At 77.3% G+C, this 16,951-nt stretch carries 16 protein-coding genes; 5 read left to right on the top strand and 11 right to left on the bottom strand.

What is annotated here, in order from left to right:
- Window positions 1-6: 6 nt before the first annotated feature.
- The 5 genes from ACI79V_RS17390 to ACI79V_RS17370 are packed head-to-tail and all read right to left on the bottom strand — an operon-like array spanning window position 7 to window position 4,855.
- Window positions 7-756, bottom strand: coding sequence for an SDR family NAD(P)-dependent oxidoreductase (locus tag ACI79V_RS17390; RefSeq protein WP_456891179.1), 750 nt, complete (start codon window positions 754-756; stop codon window positions 7-9).
- Window positions 753-1,721, bottom strand: coding sequence for a fumarylacetoacetate hydrolase family protein (locus tag ACI79V_RS17385; RefSeq protein ID WP_456891177.1), 969 nt, complete (start codon window positions 1,719-1,721; stop codon window positions 753-755). The genes ACI79V_RS17390 and ACI79V_RS17385 overlap by 4 nt, the downstream gene beginning before the upstream one ends.
- Window positions 1,721-2,659: a VOC family protein gene (locus ACI79V_RS17380; protein WP_456891176.1), complete on the bottom strand. Its 939-nt coding sequence runs from the start codon at window positions 2,657-2,659 to the stop codon at window positions 1,721-1,723. Before ACI79V_RS17380 ends, ACI79V_RS17385 begins: the two co-directional genes overlap by 1 nt.
- Window positions 2,660-2,703: 44 nt before the next feature.
- Window positions 2,704-3,834, bottom strand: coding sequence for an FAD-dependent monooxygenase (locus ACI79V_RS17375; RefSeq protein ID WP_456891174.1), 1,131 nt, complete (start codon window positions 3,832-3,834; stop codon window positions 2,704-2,706).
- A 10-nt stretch (window positions 3,835-3,844) separates the two neighbouring features.
- Window positions 3,845-4,855: a cyclase family protein gene (locus ACI79V_RS17370; protein WP_456891173.1), complete on the bottom strand. Its 1,011-nt coding sequence runs from the start codon at window positions 4,853-4,855 to the stop codon at window positions 3,845-3,847.
- Window positions 4,856-4,962: 107 nt separating this feature from the next.
- Between ACI79V_RS17370 and ACI79V_RS17365 the strand changes: the two genes are divergently transcribed.
- Complete coding sequence (locus tag ACI79V_RS17365) at window positions 4,963-5,925, top strand: LysR family transcriptional regulator (RefSeq protein WP_456891171.1); 963 nt, start codon at window positions 4,963-4,965, stop codon at window positions 5,923-5,925.
- A gap of 84 nt (window positions 5,926-6,009) precedes the next feature.
- Window positions 6,010-7,227, top strand: coding sequence for an MFS transporter (locus ACI79V_RS17360; protein ID WP_456891169.1), 1,218 nt, complete (start codon window positions 6,010-6,012; stop codon window positions 7,225-7,227).
- 66 nt (window positions 7,228-7,293) lie between these two features.
- On the opposite strand, the gene ACI79V_RS17355 is transcribed toward ACI79V_RS17360, so the two are convergent.
- Window positions 7,294-7,449 carry a hypothetical protein gene (locus ACI79V_RS17355; RefSeq protein ID WP_456876001.1) on the bottom strand — a complete coding sequence of 52 codons (156 nt, stop codon included), beginning with the start codon at window positions 7,447-7,449 and terminating at the stop codon, window positions 7,294-7,296.
- Window positions 7,450-7,519: 70 nt separating this feature from the next.
- Between ACI79V_RS17355 and ACI79V_RS17350 the strand changes: the two genes are divergently transcribed.
- The gene (locus tag ACI79V_RS17350) at window positions 7,520-7,915 is read left to right on the top strand and encodes a hypothetical protein (RefSeq protein ID WP_456891167.1); all 396 of its coding nucleotides are present in this window, start codon (window positions 7,520-7,522) and stop codon (window positions 7,913-7,915) included.
- Window positions 7,916-7,923: 8 nt separating this feature from the next.
- Here ACI79V_RS17350 and ACI79V_RS17345 read toward each other — a convergent pair whose 3' ends face one another.
- On the bottom strand, window positions 7,924-8,367 hold the full coding sequence (locus ACI79V_RS17345; protein WP_456891166.1) for an arsenate-mycothiol transferase ArsC: 444 nt from the start codon (window positions 8,365-8,367) through the stop codon (window positions 7,924-7,926).
- Between the two features lie 200 nt (window positions 8,368-8,567).
- Here ACI79V_RS17345 and ACI79V_RS17340 point away from each other — a divergent pair, with 200 nt between their 5' ends.
- Window positions 8,568-9,545 carry a hypothetical protein gene (locus ACI79V_RS17340; protein WP_456891164.1) on the top strand — a complete coding sequence of 326 codons (978 nt, stop codon included), beginning with the start codon at window positions 8,568-8,570 and terminating at the stop codon, window positions 9,543-9,545.
- A 25-nt stretch (window positions 9,546-9,570) separates the two neighbouring features.
- On the opposite strand, the gene ACI79V_RS17335 is transcribed toward ACI79V_RS17340, so the two are convergent.
- Window positions 9,571-12,246: a DUF6777 domain-containing protein gene (locus ACI79V_RS17335; protein ID WP_456891162.1), complete on the bottom strand. Its 2,676-nt coding sequence runs from the start codon at window positions 12,244-12,246 to the stop codon at window positions 9,571-9,573.
- Window positions 12,247-12,409: 163 nt separating this feature from the next.
- Here ACI79V_RS17335 and ACI79V_RS17330 point away from each other — a divergent pair, with 163 nt between their 5' ends.
- A complete protein-coding gene (locus ACI79V_RS17330) occupies window positions 12,410-13,216 on the top strand; it encodes an SDR family oxidoreductase (protein WP_456891160.1) in 807 nt (268 codons plus the stop codon).
- Here the strand turns inward: ACI79V_RS17330 and ACI79V_RS17325 are convergent, their stop codons facing one another.
- The 3 genes from ACI79V_RS17325 to ACI79V_RS17315 form a co-directional block, all read right to left on the bottom strand.
- Window positions 13,217-14,620, bottom strand: a complete 1,404-nt coding sequence (locus tag ACI79V_RS17325; RefSeq protein ID WP_456891158.1) for an NAD(P)/FAD-dependent oxidoreductase — start codon at window positions 14,618-14,620, stop codon at window positions 13,217-13,219. It lies immediately after the preceding gene.
- A 149-nt stretch (window positions 14,621-14,769) separates the two neighbouring features.
- Window positions 14,770-15,717, bottom strand: coding sequence for a GGDEF domain-containing protein (locus ACI79V_RS17320; protein WP_456891155.1), 948 nt, complete (start codon window positions 15,715-15,717; stop codon window positions 14,770-14,772).
- Between the two features lie 86 nt (window positions 15,718-15,803).
- Window positions 15,804-16,745: a S1C family serine protease gene (locus tag ACI79V_RS17315; RefSeq protein WP_456891153.1), complete on the bottom strand. Its 942-nt coding sequence runs from the start codon at window positions 16,743-16,745 to the stop codon at window positions 15,804-15,806.
- Window positions 16,746-16,951 lie beyond the last annotated feature (206 nt).

Raw genomic sequence — 16,951 nt, 5'->3', positions numbered from 1 at the left:
GTCCTCTCAGGCGGTACGGACGGCGTCGCTGATCGACTTCACGCCGCCGTGCGCGGTCATCCCGCCGTCGACGGGGATCTCGGCGCCGGTGACGAAGGAGGCGCCGTCGCCGAGGAGGAAGGCGACCAGCGGCGCCACCTCCTCGACGGTGCCGGTGCGGCCGAGCGGGGTCTCGGCGACGTTGGCGGCGCGGAACGCCGGCGCCGCCGAGGCGGTCATCGGCGTCTCGACGTAGCCGGGGTGGATCGTGTTGACCCTGATGCCGCGCGGGCCGAGCTCCAGGCAGGCGGCCTTCGCCAGCCCGCGCAGCGCCCACTTCGACGCGGTGTAGGCGACCGGGAAGTGCCCGGTCAGCGCGGCCACCGAGCCGACGACGACGATCGACCCGCCGCCGGTCATCAGCGGGGTGAGCGCCTGGATGCCCAGCAGGGTGCCGGTGACGTTGACCTCGGTGACGCGGGCGAGGTCGGCGGGGTCGAGGTCGGCCAGCCGCGCCCGCCAGGTGATGCCGGCGTTGGCGACCAGCCCGTGCACGCGGCCGTGCCGGCTCTGCAGGTCGTCGGCCAGCGCGGCCCAGCCGGCGGCGTCGGTGACGTCGAGCCGCCGGTAGGCGGCGCCGCCGAGGTCCTCGGCGGCCTGCTCCTGCACGTCGGTGGCCACGACGACGGCGCCCTCGGCGGCCAGCAGCCGGGCCTCCGCTGCGCCCTGGCCCTGGGCCGCGCCGGTCACCACGACCACCCGCCCCGCGAGGCTCATGCCGGACGCTCGCGGGTCCGCGGGCGTGGCCGGGCGGCCCGGACCGGCGGCAGGGCGACCCCGGCGACGACCCGGTTGCGGATGGTCCCGATGCCCTCGACGGTCATCTCCACGACGTCGCCGGGCCGCAGCGGGGGAGGGGCCGCCGCGCCGCGCCGTCCCCAGAGCTCGGCGAGGCACCCGCCGTTGCCGCAGGTGCCCGAGCCGAGGACGTCGCCGGCGCGGACCCAGGTGCCGCGCGACGCGTAGGCGACGAGCTCCTCGAACGGCCAGCCCATGTTGGACAGCAGGTCCTGGCCGATCTCGACGTCGTTCACCGACACCCGCATGTCCAGCGCCAGGAAGCCGTCGGCGTCGCGGTAGGGCTCGAGCTCGTCGGCGGTGACCAGCCACGGGCCGAGCGTGGTGGCCGAGTCCTTGCCCTTGGCCGGGCCGAGGTTGACCCGCATCTCGCGGGCCTGCAGGTCGCGGGCGGACCAGTCGTTGAGGACCGTGTAGCCGAACACGTGGTCGCGGGCCTCCTCGGGGGTGAGGGAGGTGCCGTCCTCCCCGACGACGACGGCGACCTCGAGCTCGAAGTCGAACCGCTGCGAGCCCGGGGGCACCGCGACGTCGTCGTGCGCGCCGACGAGCGCGTAGGGGTTGGTGAAGTAGAACGTCGGCGCCTGGTACCACTCCTCGACCACGCCGGCCTGCCCGTCGATGGCCTTGCGGACCCCCTCGACGTGCTCCTCGAACGCGACGAAGTCGCGCACCGTCGGGGCCTGCAGCGGGGGCAGCAGCCGCACCTCCGACACCGGGACCGCCGGCGCCGACAGCGCCGCCAGCCCCGCGTCGAGCGCCGCGGGCAGCCCGGCGCGCACGAGGTCCAGGACGGTGACGTCCGCTGGCAGGGCGTGCAGCCCGTGCTCGCCGACGACGCCGGCGCTGACCACGCCGCCGTCCTCCCAGGTGGCGAACCGCATCAGACCGGAGGAGCGACGAACAGCCCCTTGTCGGGGTCGTTGAACGATTTCTTGGCGACGAACTCGTTCATCTGGTTCGCGGTGCCCCACTGGTCGCTGACCTCGGGCTGGGTGAAGTCGTAGACGTGCGGGTGCCAGGTGTCCTCGTCGATCGTCTCGAGCTCGGTCGTGTACTCGACGGTGTTGCCGTGCGGGTCGAGGAAGTAGGAGAACGAGTTGTTGCCGGCCATGTGGCGGCCCGGGCCCCAGATCTTCTCGATGCCCTGGCGCAGCAGCCGGCCGGTGCCGCGCATGTACTCGTCGATGCCGCGCATCTCGAACGAGGCGTGGTGCAGCGCCGCGTGCGGGCCGCGGGCGATCGCCATCGAGTGGTGCCACTCGTTGGTCCGCAGGAACCACATCATGTTCCCCATCCGGGGGTGCATGAGCGTGTCCGACAGCGAGAACGCCAGGTAGTTCTCGTAGAAGGCGAGGGTGCCCTCGGGGTCGGCCGAGTTGACGACCACGTGCGACAGGCGCACCGGGATCGACTCGCCCTCCTCGATCCGGCGGTGCTGCCGCACGGCGACGTCGGAGCTGACCTCGATGGTGCGGCCCTCGTTGTCGAAGAACCGGAACCCGTAGCCGCCGCCGGGGGTCTGCAGGTCGCGCGGCTCGTGGACCAGCCGCACGCCGTCGCGGGCCAGGGTGCCGGCGAGGGTGTCGACGTCGGCCCGGTCCTCCGCCCCGAAGGAGATGAGGTCGATCCGCTTGTCGGGGGCCTCACGCAGCCGGACGACGTACTGCTCCGGGCTGCCCTCGGCGGCGAGGAAGGTCAGGCCCGAGTCGGTGTGCTCGGCCGTGAGGCCCCAGGTGTGGGTGAAGAAGTCCTGCTGCGTGCGCAGGTCGGGCACGGCGAGGTCGACGTGCCGCAGGTGGGTGATCAGGCGCTGGGTCATGTCTCTCTCCGGGAGGGGAGAGCCTTTATCGCGATAAAGGCTGTTCAGGCGGGCTGGGCGACGAGCTGGGCGATGGAGCGCATCAGGCCCGGGATGTCGCCCTGGACGTGGTCGAGCTGCCACTGGGCGAGCTGGTTGGACGCGTCGACGACGGTCGTCGCGCGCTCGAAGCGGCGGGCGGTGAAGGCGTCCCACAGGTCCTGGTCGAGCGCGGACCGGGTGAGCAGCAGGTCGGTGAGCGCGTAGGCGTCCTCGAGCGCCTGCGCGCCGCCCTGGGCGATGGTGGGCGGGCAGGCGTGCGCGGCGTCGCCGACGAGCACCACCCGGCCGCGGTTCCACGGCGCGGGCAGCACGTGGGTCTCGAACCAGGTGTAGTTCACCCGGGACGGGTCGGTCAGCGTCTCGCGGACGTCGTCCCAGGGGCCGTGGTAGGCCGCGGCGAGCTCCCGCATCGTGGCCAGCTGCTCCTCGGGCGTCAGCGTCGAGCGGTCCTGGGCCGGCTCCACGATGTAGGCGTAGAGCGAGTCCTCGCCGGTGGGGCAGTAGCCGGCGATGAACGACGACCCGCCGTAGTACAGGTCGGTGCGCGTGACGCTCGCCGGGCGCGGGCCGAACGCGCGCCAGATGCCCATGCCGACCGGCGTCGTCTCCAGCTCGATGCCCAGCGCCCGGCGGGTCCAGGAGCGCAGCCCGTCCGCGCCGACGACGAGGTCGTAGCGGCCGGCCGAGCCGTCGGCGAAGGTGACGTCGACGCCGGTCGCGTCCTGGCGCAGCTCGGTGTGCGTCGTCCCGAACCGGACCTTGACGCCGACCTCCGCGGCGCGGTCGGTGAGGATGCGGGCGAGCTCGGGGCGCGACATCCCCATGACGGCGGGCAGGTCCGGGCCGCCGGTCCGGGCGTCGGGGATCTTCGCGACGACGGTGCCGGCGGGGTCGGGCGCCCGGATGCCGGTGACGTCGAAGGCGTACCCGGCGGCGGACACCCGCTCCCAGACGCCCAGGGTGCGCAGCTCGCGCAGCGCGTTGCCCTGCAGCGTGATCCCCGACCCGAGGGCGCTCACCTCGGGCCGGATCTCGACCAGGTCGACGGCGACGCCGGCCTCGGCCAGGCGGATGGCGGTGGCGGCACCGGCGAGGCCGGCGCCGACCACCAGGACGTTGCTGACGGCGGGCATCTCTCGGCTCCTACTTGACGGCGATCGGGTTGACCGGGGCCCCCACGGCGCCGGTCACGGGCAGGGGGGCGGCGGTGAGGAAGAACTCCCACACGCCGTCGGCGGCGCAGTCGGCGGCGAGCGCGTCGAGGTCCCACAGCTCGCCGAGGAACAGGCCGATGTGCGGGATGGCGACCTGGTGCAGCGGCTGGAAGGCGACGTCGAACTCGTTGGGCCGCACCTCGAAGCCCCAGGTGTCGGTGGCGACGCCGGCGATGTCGGTGGCGTGCAGCCAGTCGGCGGCGGTGAACGACAGGCCCGGCGCGGGACCGCCGGCGTAGTCGCCCCACCCGGTGCCGGCGGCCACCGAGCGGCGGGCGCGGGTGAGCTGCCCGGTGCGCACGCACAGCAGGTCGCCGCGGCCGACGCGGGCGCTCTCGCCCTGGGCGGCGATGGTGGCCTCGAGGTGGGCGGGGGTGATGGCGAACCCGTCGGGCAGCTCGCCGTGCTCGCCGAGGGCGCGGCCGACGTCGAGCAGCACGCCCCGCCCGGCGATGCGGTCGGCGACGGTCTCGATGCCGGTGACGGCGTCGCCGAGGCTGGTGACGACGTCGCCGGCGCGCCGGCCGTTCCAGGCGGCGCCGTGGTCGAAGATGTGCCCGAGGCCGTCCCATTGGGTGGAGGCCTGCAGCGGCATCGCGATCACGTCGTCGGCGCCGCCGATGCCGTGCGGGAAGCCCTGCACGCCGCGTTCGGCGTCGGTGCCGGTGTCGAGCATGGTGTGCACCGGGTTGGTGCGCCGGCGCCAGCCCCTCTGCGGGCCGTCGGCGTCGAAGCGCTGCGACAGCGAGAAGGCCGCCCCGCGGCGGACCAGCCGGGCTCCCTCGGCGCGCTTGGCGTCGTCGAGGAGGTTGAGGGTGCCCAGCACGTCGTCGGTGCCCCAGCGGCCCCAGTTCGAGCAGCGCTTGGCGGCCGCCGCGATGGCCCCCTCGGGGTCGGTGCGGTCGAGCTCTGCGGGGTCGAGCCAGGTGCGGTCGGGCACGGTCGCGTCCTCCTCGTCGTGACGCGGACCACGGTCGGTCACGGCGGGTGGTCCGGGAAGACGAGATGTCTGATGGGGGTCATAGACGGCGCCGATACCGTCGCCCCGTGAACCTCGCGAGCCTGGACCTCAACCTGCTCGTGGCCCTCGACGCGCTGCTCACCCAGCGCAGCGTCACCCGCGCCGCCGGGCAGATGGGGTTGTCCCAGCCGGCGCTGTCGGCGTCGCTGGCCCGGCTGCGCCGGCACTTCGGCGACGAGCTGCTCACCCGCGTGGGCAACGACTACCGGCTCACGCCGCTGGCCGTGCAGCTGCGCGAGCTGGTGCGGGTGGCGCTCGGCAACGTCGAGCGGGTGTTCACCGCGCAGCCCGGCTTCGACCCGGCGTCGTCGACCCGGGAGTTCTCGGTGCTCGTCAGCGACTACGTCGTCGTGGTGCTCGGCGACACCATCGCCGCGCTGCTCGCCGAGGAGGCCCCGCGCACCCGGCTGCGGCTGACCCCGCACTCGCCGGCGATCGTCGAGAACGCCGCCCAGGCGCTGCTCACCGCCGACCTGCTGCTGCTGCCGCACGGCTTCGTCAGCGACCTGCCCCACCGCGACCTCTACCGCGACGAGTGGGTGTGCGTGGTCGCCGCCGACAACCCCGTCGCCGAGCAGGGGCTGACCGTCGAGGACCTCGAGACGCTGCCCTGGGTCGCCACATACCACGGCCAGACCGCCTCCACCCCGGCGGCGCGGCAGATGCGCCAGCTCGGCATCGAGCCCCGCGTCCAGGTGGTGATCGAGAGCTTCCTGACCGTGCCCGCGCTGGTCGCCGGCAGCGACCGGATCGCGCTGCTGCAGCGCCGGCTGGTCGACCTGCTGCCGCTGGGCTCGGGCATCCGCGCGCTGCCGCCGCCGTTCGAGGCCGGGCCGCTGGTCGAGGCGATGTGGTGGCACCCGGTCTACGACGACGACCCCGAGCACCGGTACCTGCGCGACGTCGTCTCGCGGGCCGCCGCGCAGGCGGTCTCACCCGGCGCCCGCGAGGGCATCGACCTGACTGATACCGCACCCCGGGAGAAGTGATTTCCGCTCCGGCCCCCGCGTCCTGACACTTCCCGGCCAGTGATGCCGGTCACCGGGACCGGCGCCGGTCCCCTGGAGCCGCCCGTGTCCGTCCGCGACGCCGCACCCCTCGCCGACGAGGTCGCCGTCGACCCCGCCACCGGCCGCCCGGCCGGCCGCGCGCAGGCCCTGGTCCTGCTGTTCTCCAGCTGCCTGTCCGTGCTGGGCGCGGTGCTGCTGGCGCCGGTCCTGCCCCGCATCCAGGACGCCTTCGCCGGCACCCCGGGCGTGGAGACGCTCACCCCGGTGGTGCTCACCGCCCCGGCGCTGGTCATCGGCCTGACCGCGATGATCGCCGGCCGCATCGTCGACCGGGTCGGCCGCAAGCGGCTGCTGGTCGGCGCGCTGGTCGCCTACGCCTTCGCCGGCACCGCGCCGCTGTGGCTGGACTCGCTGCAGCTCATCGTGGCCAGCCGGGTCCTGGTCGGCCTCACCGAGGCGGCGATCATGACCTGCTGCACCACGCTGCTCGCCGACTACTTCTCCGGCGCGCAGCGCGAGCGCTACTTCGGCCTGCAGGTGGTGTTCACCACCGTCTCGGCGACGGTCTTCTTCGGCGCGGGCGGTGCCCTGGGCGCGCAGGACTGGCGGACGCCGTTCTGGCTGTACGCGGTCAGCCTGCCGCTGGCGGCGCTGGCGGCGAGGTACGTCTGGCAGCCGGCTCCCGCGCCCGCCCGGTCGCGGCGGCTGCCCCGCCTGCCCTGGGCGCAGCTGGCCGTGCCGGTGGTGGTCACCCTCGTCGGTGGCCTGGTGTTCTACGTCCTCGTCGTGGAGCTGTCCTTCACGCTCGACGCGATCGGCGTCGAGTCGACCGGGGCCATCGGGGCGATCAGCGCCATCGGCTCGCTGGGCACCGCGGTCGGCGCGTTCTCCTTCGGCCGGCTCGCGCGGCTCGGCCCGGCGGTGACCGTGCCGGCGGCGTTCGCCCTCTCCGGCGCCGGCCTGGTCGGCCTCGGGCTCGCCGACTCCGTCCCCGCCGTCGTCGTCGCGGCGGTGGTGACCGGCCTGGGCAACGGCCTGCTGCTGCCCTCGATGCTCTCGTGGGCGCTGGGCTCGCTGACCTTCGAGCAGCGCGGCCGGGCCACCGGAGTGTGGACCTCGGCGCTGTTCGTCGGTCAGTTCGTCTGCCCGCTGGTGGTGCTCGCGCTCACCGGCGTCCTCGGCAGCCTGGGCACGGCGCTGGCGCTGCTCGGCGTCGTCAGCGTCGGCGCCGCGGCCGGGGTGCGGCTGACCCGGCCGGTCGCGGTGGCCACCGCCTCCTGAGACCCCAGCCCCCGATCGCCCGCTCCCGGTGCCCCGGTCCGCGTCCGCGGACCGGGGCACCGGTCGTCAGCGGCGCAGCCGCTCCCGCACCCCCAGCGCCGCGGTGATGCCGACCGCGGCCAGGCCGACGACGACCAGCCAGAACAACCCCTCCACGACCCAGCCGACGACGGTCACCGCGAGCCAGACGAGCAGCAGCAGTCCGAGCAGGCGCAGCAGCACGGGGACCTCCGGACGCCGGTGGGATGGTGGACCCAGCCTAGGCAGGAGGGCCCCTGTGGAGGAGGGACCGGTGAGCGACCCGGTGGACGACATGACGGCGTTGCTGACCGCGCTGGCGCCCCCGACCGCGGACCTCGTCCGCGCCGCCGACGCACTGGTGCGCGAGACCGACCCCTCCGTGGTCCGGGTGGTGTGGCCGCACCAGCGGACCGTCGGCTACGGCGTGGGACCGCGCAAGCAGTCGGAGCACTACGCCTACCTCGACGTGTACGACCGCCACCTCAACCTCGGCTTCAACCGTGGTGCGGCGCTCGCGGCGGCCGGCCTCGACGGCGGCCTGCTCGACGGGACCGGCGCGTCCTTCCGCAAGTTCGCCGTCCGCAGCCTCGACGTCCTCGCCGACCCGCGGCTGCCCGTGCTGCTGCGCGCCGCCCGCGAGGAGCGGCTGCGGGCGCTCGGGCGGTAGCCCGCAGGTCAGCCCGTCAGCTCGGCGAGCAGCCCGCACACCCGGCGGTCGAGCTCGTCGCGCACCGGGCGCACGCCGGCGACGTCGGTCCCGGCCCGGTCGGCCACCGGCCAGTCGAGGTAGCGGGTGCCCGGCAGCAGCGGGCACCGCCGGGCGCCGCCGAGGCTGACGACGACGTCGGAGACGTGCACCGCGTCTGCGGTCAGCGGCTTGGGGAAGCGGACGGACAGGTCGACGCCGAGCTCGGCCATCGCCGCCACCGCGGCGGGGTCGACCCGCGCGGCGGGTGCGGACCCGGCCGAGAGCGCGCGGACCCTCCCGCCGGCCCGTCGGGCGAGCAGGGCGGCGGCCATCTGGGAGGTCGCCGCGTCGGAGGCGCCGACGAACAGGACCGTCGGGGGGCCGACCGGGTGCGGGGCCGCGCTGGGCTGGGCGGAGGGGGAGGGGACCACGGGGACTCCGGGGGTCGGGTGCCGACCGGCGGGTGCCGGCGCGTCGGGACGTCGTCCGGGGCGGGGGACGGCGCCGTCCTCCGGGCCCCACCGTGCCAGGGACGCCACGCGGGCGCACCTCTCCCGCGCGCGGCGGTCGACCGCCCGTCCGCGGCCGTGGCAGGGTCGCGCCGTCGTCCGCCGACCCGCGAGGAGGGAGCGTGGACCTCGACGAGGTCGCCGACGAGCTCTACGGCCTGGCCCCCGGCGACTTCGTCGCCGCCCGCGCCGAGGCCGCCCGCCGGGCCCGCGCGGCCGGTGACCGGGCCCTCGCCCAGCGGATCGCCGCCCTCGGCAAGCCCACCACGGCGGCCTGGGCCTGCAACGCGCTGGTGCGGGAGCAACCCGACGAGATCGCCGGGCTGGTCGAGCTCGGGGACCTGCTGCGCGAGGCGCAGCAGACCCTGGCCGGTGACCAGCTGCGCACCCTGGGCACCCAGCGCTCGCGGCTGCTGGCCGCGCTCACCCGCCAGGCCCGGGCGGTGGCCGCCCGGCTCGGGCACCCGCTCAGCGACGCCGTCGCCGACGGGGTCGAGCAGACGCTGCGGGCCGCGCTCGCCGACCCCGAGGCGGGGGAGGCGCTGCTCGCCGGCCGGCTCACCGGCCCGCTCTCGCCCCGCGGCACCGGCCTCGGCACCCGGCCCGACCTGCGGGTCGTACCGCCGCCGGCCACCGCCCGTCGGCCCGCGCGGCACGAGGCGGACGGGCGCGCCGCCGGGCGGCGGGAGGACGAGGAGGAGGCGCGGCGGCGCGACGAGGAGGAGGCCCGATGGCTGGACGAGGCCGAGGCCCGGCGACGGCGGGCCGCGGAGGAGCGGCGGCAGTGCGAGATCGCCGCCGCCCGCGAGGACGCCGAGGCCGCGGCCGACGTCGCGGAGGAGGCCGCCCGCTCCGCCCGGACGGCGCGGGACCGGGCGGAGCGGGCGCGGCGCCGGGCGGCCGACCTCGCCGCCCGGGTGGAGGACCTGGCCGCGGAGCTGGCGCGGGTCCGCGAGGAGGCCGCGCAGGTCGAGACCGAGGCGGCGACGGCGTCGCGGCGGGCCGGTGCCGCCGACCGGGCGGCCGAGCGCGCGGCGGCCGAGCGCGACCGCGCCGCCGCCCGGGTCACCGAGCTCGAGGACGCCCCGCCGGCCGGCTGACCCGTCGGCTCGCGGCCGGCGGGGGTCAGGGCGTGACCGGGTCCGCGGGCGGGAGCGGGTCGGCCGGGACCTCCGTGGCGGGGTCCTCCTCGGCGGGCGCCCGCCCGGCGGGCTCGTCGGCAGGTGCCTCCGCGGCAGGCGTCTCGGCAGGCGTCTCGGCAGGCGTCTCGGCAGGTTCCTCGGCAGGTTCCTCGGCCGGCTCCGGGTCCGGCGGAGGCGCCTCGGCGGGTGGCGCCTCGACGGGCGGCTGGTCGGCCGGCGGTGGACCGACCGGCGGGGGCTCCTCGGCGGGTGGCGGCTCGTCGGCCGGTGGTGGCCCGGCCGGGGGTGCGTCGTCCGCCGGCGGGGGTTCGTCGGCCGGTGGCTCGGCCGGCGGCGCCTCGGCCGGTGGTGGCGGCTCGTCGGCCGGCGGGGGTCCGGCCGGCGGTGCCTCGTCCACGGGTGCCTCCCCGGCCGTCCCGTCGTCCGCGGGCGGGCTGCCGGGCTCCTCGGGACCGCCCGGGGCGGGGGCGGGCGTGCCTCCGGTCGTCGGGTCGCTCGTTCCCGGCGGGTCGCCGGCGGGCGGTGACCCGCCGGTACCGGCCGACCCGCCGGCGGACGGGGACCCGGTGGCGCCGGGACCGGTGCCGGTCGTGCCCGCGGCCTGCGGGTCGGCGGACGGCGGGGCACTGCTCGACGGGGGCGTCGGCGCGAAGCCGCGGGCCTGCGCCGCCAGTTGCGGGGCGACCGGTCGGTCGGCGTCGCCGGCGGTGCCCGCGGGACGCGCCTCGACGGCGCCGGTCGCGTCGTCGACGAGGACGAGGACCGGCACGGGCGCCGGGCTGCGCTGCACGACGACGACCGTCTCCGGCGCCAGGCCGGGCCACGGGTCCCCCTCGTACTCCGGGCCGGGCCGGGGGGCGGGCGGCGCCAGCGGGTTGCCGCAGATGCAGCGGACCTGCGGGACGCCCGCGCCGTCGACGAGCACGGCGGTGCCCGCCTGCAGCACCGACTGGAACGGGATGGCCCGCCCGTGGGCGAGCCCGTGGTTGGTGACGGCGGTGTCGAAGCGCAGCACGACGGGGGTGAGCGCGGCCAGGTAGTCGCCGATCTCGGCGCGGGGGACGTCCTCGACGGCGGCGAACGCCGCGGCCGCATCGGGGTGGGCGTCGAGGTACTCGGCCATCGCCGCGGGATCGCAGACCTCCGCCCCGGAGCCGCCGTAGAGGCCGGGCCGGTTCCCCGCGACGGTGCTGCCCGCCGCGGTGGCCGGGGCAGCGGCACCCGATGCGGGGCCGCCCGCGCCCGAGGTGGTGCCGGCGGTCCCCTCGGCGGGGCCGTCGCCGTCCGGCTGCGGTGTGCCGGCGGAGTCCGGTGCCGCTTCGTCGTCCGGCTGCGAGCTTCCGGCGGAGCCGGGTGCCGGTTCGTCGTCCGGCTGCGAGCTTCCGGCGGAGCCGGGTGCCGGTTCGTCGTCCGGCTGGGCGGTGCCGGGGCTGCCCGGTCCCGGGGCGCCGTCCTGTTGCGCCGGGTCGGCCGTGCCCGGCGGCGGCGGGACGAACGGGTCGTCCCCGGGGTCGTCGGCCGGCTCGGCCACGACCGGGGTCGACGCCGCCGCGTCGGAGCTGTCGGAGGCCAGCCGGACCGCGGCCACGCCCCCCGCGGCGCTCACGGCGACCGCTCCGGCGACGAGCACGGCGATCAGGCCCCGCCGGTGCCCGGCCCGCGGTGCCGGCGGGGGGACGCGGTGCCGTGCCCGGCGGGCACCGGCCGGCCCGGTGGCGGCGCCGCGCGCACCCCCCGCCGCGGCACCGCGGGCACCGCCGGCGGCCGGCGGTGCGACGGCCTTCACCGGCACCGTGTCCGGGGCCGGGACGAGCGCCGCCCGGGCGGCCTGCGCCAGCTCCCCGGCGGTCCCGTACCGCCGGTCGGGGTCCTTGGCCATGCCGTGCGCCACGACCTCGTCCAGCGCGGGCGGGAGCGACTCGACCGCGTCGGAGGGGCGCGGCGGCTCCCGGTGCAGGTGGGCCGCGTACAGCTCCTGCGGGTCGGCGGCGTCGAAGGGCGGCCGGCCGGTGAGCACCTCGTACAGGAGGCAGGCCAGTGCGTAGACGTCGACCCGGTGGTCGGCGAGCCGGGCGGTCAGCCGCTCGGGGGGCACGTACCGGGGGACCTCGACCGGCCCGACGCCGTCGGCCGTCGTGTCCTGGCCGGTGCCCGCGACGGGGGCGCCGGCGACGCCGAAGCCGCTGAGGTGGCAGACCGGGCGGGTGCTCGGGCCCGACAGCAGCACCTCGGACGGCCGGACGTCGCGGTGCACCAGACCGCGGGCGTGGGCGGTGTCGAGGGCGCTGGCCAGCTGGCTCACGGCCACGACGGCGCGGGATGCCGGCAGCGGCCCGTCTGCGGCGAGCGCCGCGGCCAGGGTCCGGCCGTCGACCAGCTCGGTGTCCACGTACAGCCGGCCGTCGATCTCGCCGAACTCGTGCACCCGGACGACGTGCGGCTCGTCCACCCGTGCGGCGCGCTCGCAGTCGCGGAGGAAACGGACGCGGAACCGCGGGTCCTGGGTGAGTTCCGGCCGCAGGATGCGGAGGGCGACGGTCCGGTGCCGGCGGGTGTCCCAGGCACGGTGGACCTCGCCGGAACGGCCGTGGCCCAGCAGCTCGTCGAGCTCGTAGGGGCCGAAGGTCTGGAGCGGCAGGAGCGTCTCCCGGTGGCGCACGGGCTGACGGGGGCTGCGTCAGTCCACCGAGTGTGGGCCGCGACCGGGCGGTGTGCCACGGTCCTGCGGAACGCGCGCGCGTGCGCGGCGGACCGTCGTCGTGGCACTGCGCACGGTGACCAGCCATCCGGCGGGGACCGCGGTCGGCCCCCAGCATGAGGACATGACGGAGTCAGCGGGCCGCGTCGCGGTCGTCACGGGGTCGGAGTCGGGCATCGGGAAGGCGGTGGCCGTCGCGCTCGCCGAGCAGGGCTGCGACGTCGGGATCACCTGGTACCGCGACGAGGCCGACGCCCTCGACACCGCCGAGGAGGTGCGCTCGCGCGGCCGGCGGGCGGAGGTCCGCCACGTCGACCTCACCCGGCTGCCCGAGGCCGCCGACGTCGTCGACGAGCTCGCCGACGCGCTCGGCGGCATCGACGTCCTGGTCAACGACGCCGGCACCGGGCACTCGACGCTGCTCCTGGAGACCGACTACGCGACCTGGCGCGAGGTGCTGGCCACCGACCTCGACGCGGCGTTCCTGTGCCTGCAGCGCGCCGCGCGCCGCATGGTCGCCGCCGGCCGGGGCGGGCGGGTCGTCAACGTCACCAGCGTCCACGAGCACCAGCCGCGGGTGGGCGCGGCCGCCTACTGCGCGGCCAAGGGCGGGCTGGGCCTGCTCACCCGGGTCGCGGCGATCGAGCTGGCCGAGCACGGCATCACGGTCAACGCCGTCGCGCCGGGGGAGATCGCCACCCCGATGACCGGCCAGGAGGACGAGGACCCGACCGCGCCCGGCCACGAGCGGCCCGGCGTCCCGGTCGGCCGCCCGGGCGACGCGCACGAGGTCGCCGCCGTCGTCGCGTTCCTCGCCTCCCCGGCGGCCTCCTACGTCACGGGGGCGTCCTACACCGTCGACGGCGGCATGCTGCAGATGGGGCCGATGGCCGGGTCGCACCTGACCTCGGGCGACTGGCGCCGTCCCTAGCTACACCTGGCCCGCGAGCAGCTCGAGCAGCCGTGCCCGGTCCGGGCCGGGGAAGCCCGACGGCGGCCGGTGCTCGGCCGCGGCGACGCGCTCCTGCACCTCCGGCCGGGCGAGCACCTCCGCCAGCGGCGCCATGCAGAGCCGGTACTCGAGCATCGCGCGGAAGAGGCCGGCGTCCTGCGCGGCGGCACCGAGGAAGGCGGCGAGCTCCGGCGACGGAGGAGGCGGGGGCCGTCCCTCCCGGGCGGCGGCCATCTGGGCCAGCCGCGAGCGGTCCTCCGCCAGCTGCTCCTGGACGAACGGCGCGGCGGTCCGCTCGGTCGCCTCGTGCCAGGCGGTCGCCAGCGCGGCGGGCCGGTCCAGGTGCTCGGCGACGACGGAGCGCAGCAGCGCCGCGTGCAGGAGGCCGACCGACAGTCCCCGTCCGGCCGAGGGGTTGGTGCAGGCCCAGGCGTCCCCGACGGCGGCGAACCCGGTCACCACCGGACGGCCGTCGACGACGAAGCGGCGGGAGCAGTCGAGCCCACCGGCCATCGCCAGCACCCCGTCGAGCGGCTCCCCGTCGAGCCAGTGCGCCTGCAGGGGGAACGCGCCGAGGACGCGGTCGAAGACCCCGGGGTCGCGCAGGGCCTTGAGCGGGGCGTCCCCGGTCTGGCCGAAGACGGTGAGCGACCAGGTGTCGTTGTCGCCGTCGAGGGTCAGCACCGAGACGCTGCCGCAGGGCATGAGCGACGGTCCGCGGCGCGCCGGCCGGTGCGGGCCGGTGAAGTAGCGCGTGTAGTAGACGAACCCCGAGTCCTGCGCCCGGGTCTCCGGTGGGCGCGCACCGAGTCCGGCCAGCCAGTCCGCCGAGGGCGTCCGCCGGCCGGTCGCGTCGACGACGAGGTCGGCGGCGACCTCCTCGCCCGCCGTCGTCACCACCCCGGCGGCGTGCGGCACGCCGTCGACCGCCGAGGCCCCCGGTCGCAGGCCGGCCGCCCGCACCCCGCGGCGCACCGTGACCCCGGGGGTCTCCTCCGCGGCGGCCGCCACGGCCGACTCGACGACCGGGCGCCGTCCGGTGACGAAGCGCAGCCGTTCGTCCCCGGGCCGCGGCGCGCGGTCGGTCACCGTGGGCGGCAGCAGGGGCGTGTAGTCGACCCACACGCAGCCGGCGTCGAGCAGCCGCGTGGTCAGGCCGGGGAGCTCCGCGTCGGCCACGGCACGGAAGCGCGCGAACAGGTTGTGCGGCTGCCGGAACTGGGCCACCCCCCGCCGGTGCCAGGCGTCCCAGGCCTCCGCCGGGGTGGCCGGTGCGCCGTCGGGGTCGGTCTCCAGCACGGTCACCTCGTGACCGTCCTGGGCCAGCATCATCGCCGCGCACAGGCCCACGACGCTCCCGCCGCACACCACCACCGAGGCCATCTCCGCCTCCCCGCGTCCGAGGTCGGTCCCGTGGTCGGCGCGGACGCTCCTCCCGGTCCGGGCTCGCCGGAACGCGACCGGGCGCGCCGGGAGGCGGGCCGTGGCGCGTCGGTACGCAGTGCCGGGCGGTCGTGACCGCCCGGACGCCGTCAGTCGACGGGCGTCCGGCTCTCGCGGGAACGGGTGGCCTTCTGCCGGTAGAGCGCGGCGTCGGCGCGGGCGAGGACCTCGGGGAGCACCTCGCCGGGGCGGGCGGTCGCCGTCCCGGCCGACCAGGCACCCGTCGACGCGGCGCGCAGCCGCCGCAGCAGGTCGGCCGTGGCTGCGGCGTCGCTGCCGGGCAGGCACAGGGCGAACTCGTCCCCGCCGACCCGGCCCAGCAGGTCCGACCGGCGCAGTTCACCGCGCCACCCGACGGCCAGCGAGCGCAGCAGCGCGTCGCCGGCGGCGTGGCCCCCGGTGTCGTTGACGGCCTTGAACCCGTCGAGGTCGAGCAGCGCGACGGTGACCGGCTCGCCGGCCCGCTCGGCCGCGGCGAGCAGCCGGACGGCGCCGTCCTCCCAGGCGCGGCGGTTGGCCAGCCCGGTCAGCGGGTCGGTGCAGGCCGCCCGGCGCAGCGCACCGGTCTGGCGGGCCTGGGCCTCGGTGAGCACGACGGCGGTGACGACCGCGGCGATCCACGGGGAGAGGAAGCCCGACGGGGCCGCCGCGAGCGCGCCGCCGCTGACGACGGCGACCCCGCCGGCGAGGTGGGCCCGGGCGTGCTCGGGAGGCAGCACGTGCCCGGCGAGCACGCCGAGGGCCACCAGTGCCGGTCCGAGGCCGACGAGGCCCACGGCGGTCGCCGACTGCCAGGCCACCAGGGCGGTGAGCAGGGACAGCAACGCGAGTCCCGCGTGGACGGCGGCCATCGGCAGCCGGTCGCGGCCGAGCCAGAACGCCGCGGACAGCCCTCCGCCGGAGACGGCGAGCACGGCGAGCAGCGCCACCGGCGTGCGCGTGTTCATCGGCCACAGCGCGCCGACCGCGCACAGCGCGGCACCGCAGCCGTACAGCAGTGCGAGCAGGCCCAGTCCGCTCCTGCGGTCCCCGTACACCGGCGTCCCCCTCCGTCGCGGGGGTCATCGTCACCCACCGGGACGTTCCTGAGCAGGGGGAACGGCACGGCACCCCGGAGGAGGGGTCAGCCGGTGAGCTCGGTCGGGACGGCGATGACGTCGACCATCGCCCCGCGCCGGTACACCGTCACCGGCAGCGGCCGGCCGACCGCCTCGGCGAACAGCAGTCGCTGCAGGCTCTGCGCCTCGGCCACCGGCGCCCGGCCGGCCTCCAGGACGAGGTCGCCGGGCCGCAGCCCCGCCCGGTCGGCCGGCGACCCCGCGACGACGTCGACCACCCGCAGCCCGCGGCGGCGGCCGGTGCGCTCGGCGAGCGGGGCCGGCAGGGGAGCGGGGCTGCTGACCAGGCCGAGGTAGGCCCGCCGGACGCGGCCGTCGCGCACCAGCGTCGTCATGATCCGGCGGGTGGTGTCGTTGACCGGGACGGCCAGCCCCAGCCCCCACCCGGCGACGGCGGTGTTGATGCCCACCACCCGGCTGGCGGAGTCGGCCAGCGCGCCGCCGGAGTTGCCGGGGTTGAGCGCGGCGTCGGTCTGGATGACGTCCTCGACCACCCGCGCGGTGCGCCCGTCGCGGGTCGGCAGCGAGCGCCCCAGACCGCTGACGACGCCGGCGGTGACCGACCCGGCCAGGCCCAGCGGGTTGCCGACGGCGACGACGAGCTGGCCGACCCGCAGCTGCGCGGCGTCGCCGAGGACCGCCGGGTCGGGGGCGGTGTCGGTGGCGCGGACGACGGCGAGGTCGGAGAGCGGGTCGGTGCCCACGACCTCGACCGGCGTCTCGCTGCCGTCGCCGAACACCGCCCGGCCCGCGCGGGCGCGGCCGACGACGTGCGCGTTGGTGAGCAGCAGGCCGTCGCCGGGGACGACGACCGCCGAGCCCGCGCCCGGCCGCCCGTCGGGGCCGGTGACCTGCAGCGCGGCGACGTGCGGCGTGAGGTCGGCGGCCACCGCGGTGACCACCTGCGAGTAGGCGTCGAGCGCGGCGTCGGTGTCCGGTCGCGTCACGGCGCACCTCCTGGGTCTGATTACACCGTTGCACCGTCCAGTGGACGCCTGCCGGGCCGGTCGCGGCCACCCCTCCGGCTACGCCGTGAGCGATCAGGTGCTCTCGCGCGCGGGGGGGGGGGGGGGGGGGGGGGGGGGGGGGGGGGGGGGGGGGGGGGGGGGGGGGGGGGGGGGGGGGGGGGGGGGGGGGGGGGGGGGGGGGGGGG

It is taken from the genome of Geodermatophilus sp. SYSU D00700 (genome assembly GCF_054050255.1).
This window is presented reverse-complemented; position numbering and strand designations above follow the sequence as displayed.

Excerpts from the sequence above, each read along its gene's own strand:
- ACI79V_RS17330 (WP_456891160.1), top strand. The coding sequence starts at position 12,410 with ATGACGGAGTCAGCGGGCCGCGTCGCGGTCGTCACGGGGTCGGAGTCG.
- ACI79V_RS17385 (WP_456891177.1), bottom strand. The coding sequence starts at position 1,721 with ATGCGGTTCGCCACCTGGGAGGACGGCGGCGTGGTCAGCGCCGGCGTC.
- ACI79V_RS17380 (WP_456891176.1), bottom strand. The coding sequence starts at position 2,659 with ATGACCCAGCGCCTGATCACCCACCTGCGGCACGTCGACCTCGCCGTG.
- ACI79V_RS17375 (WP_456891174.1), bottom strand. The coding sequence starts at position 3,834 with ATGCCCGCCGTCAGCAACGTCCTGGTGGTCGGCGCCGGCCTCGCCGGT.
- ACI79V_RS17325 (WP_456891158.1), bottom strand. The coding sequence starts at position 14,620 with ATGGCCTCGGTGGTGGTGTGCGGCGGGAGCGTCGTGGGCCTGTGCGCG.
- ACI79V_RS17390 (WP_456891179.1), bottom strand. The coding sequence starts at position 756 with ATGAGCCTCGCGGGGCGGGTGGTCGTGGTGACCGGCGCGGCCCAGGGC.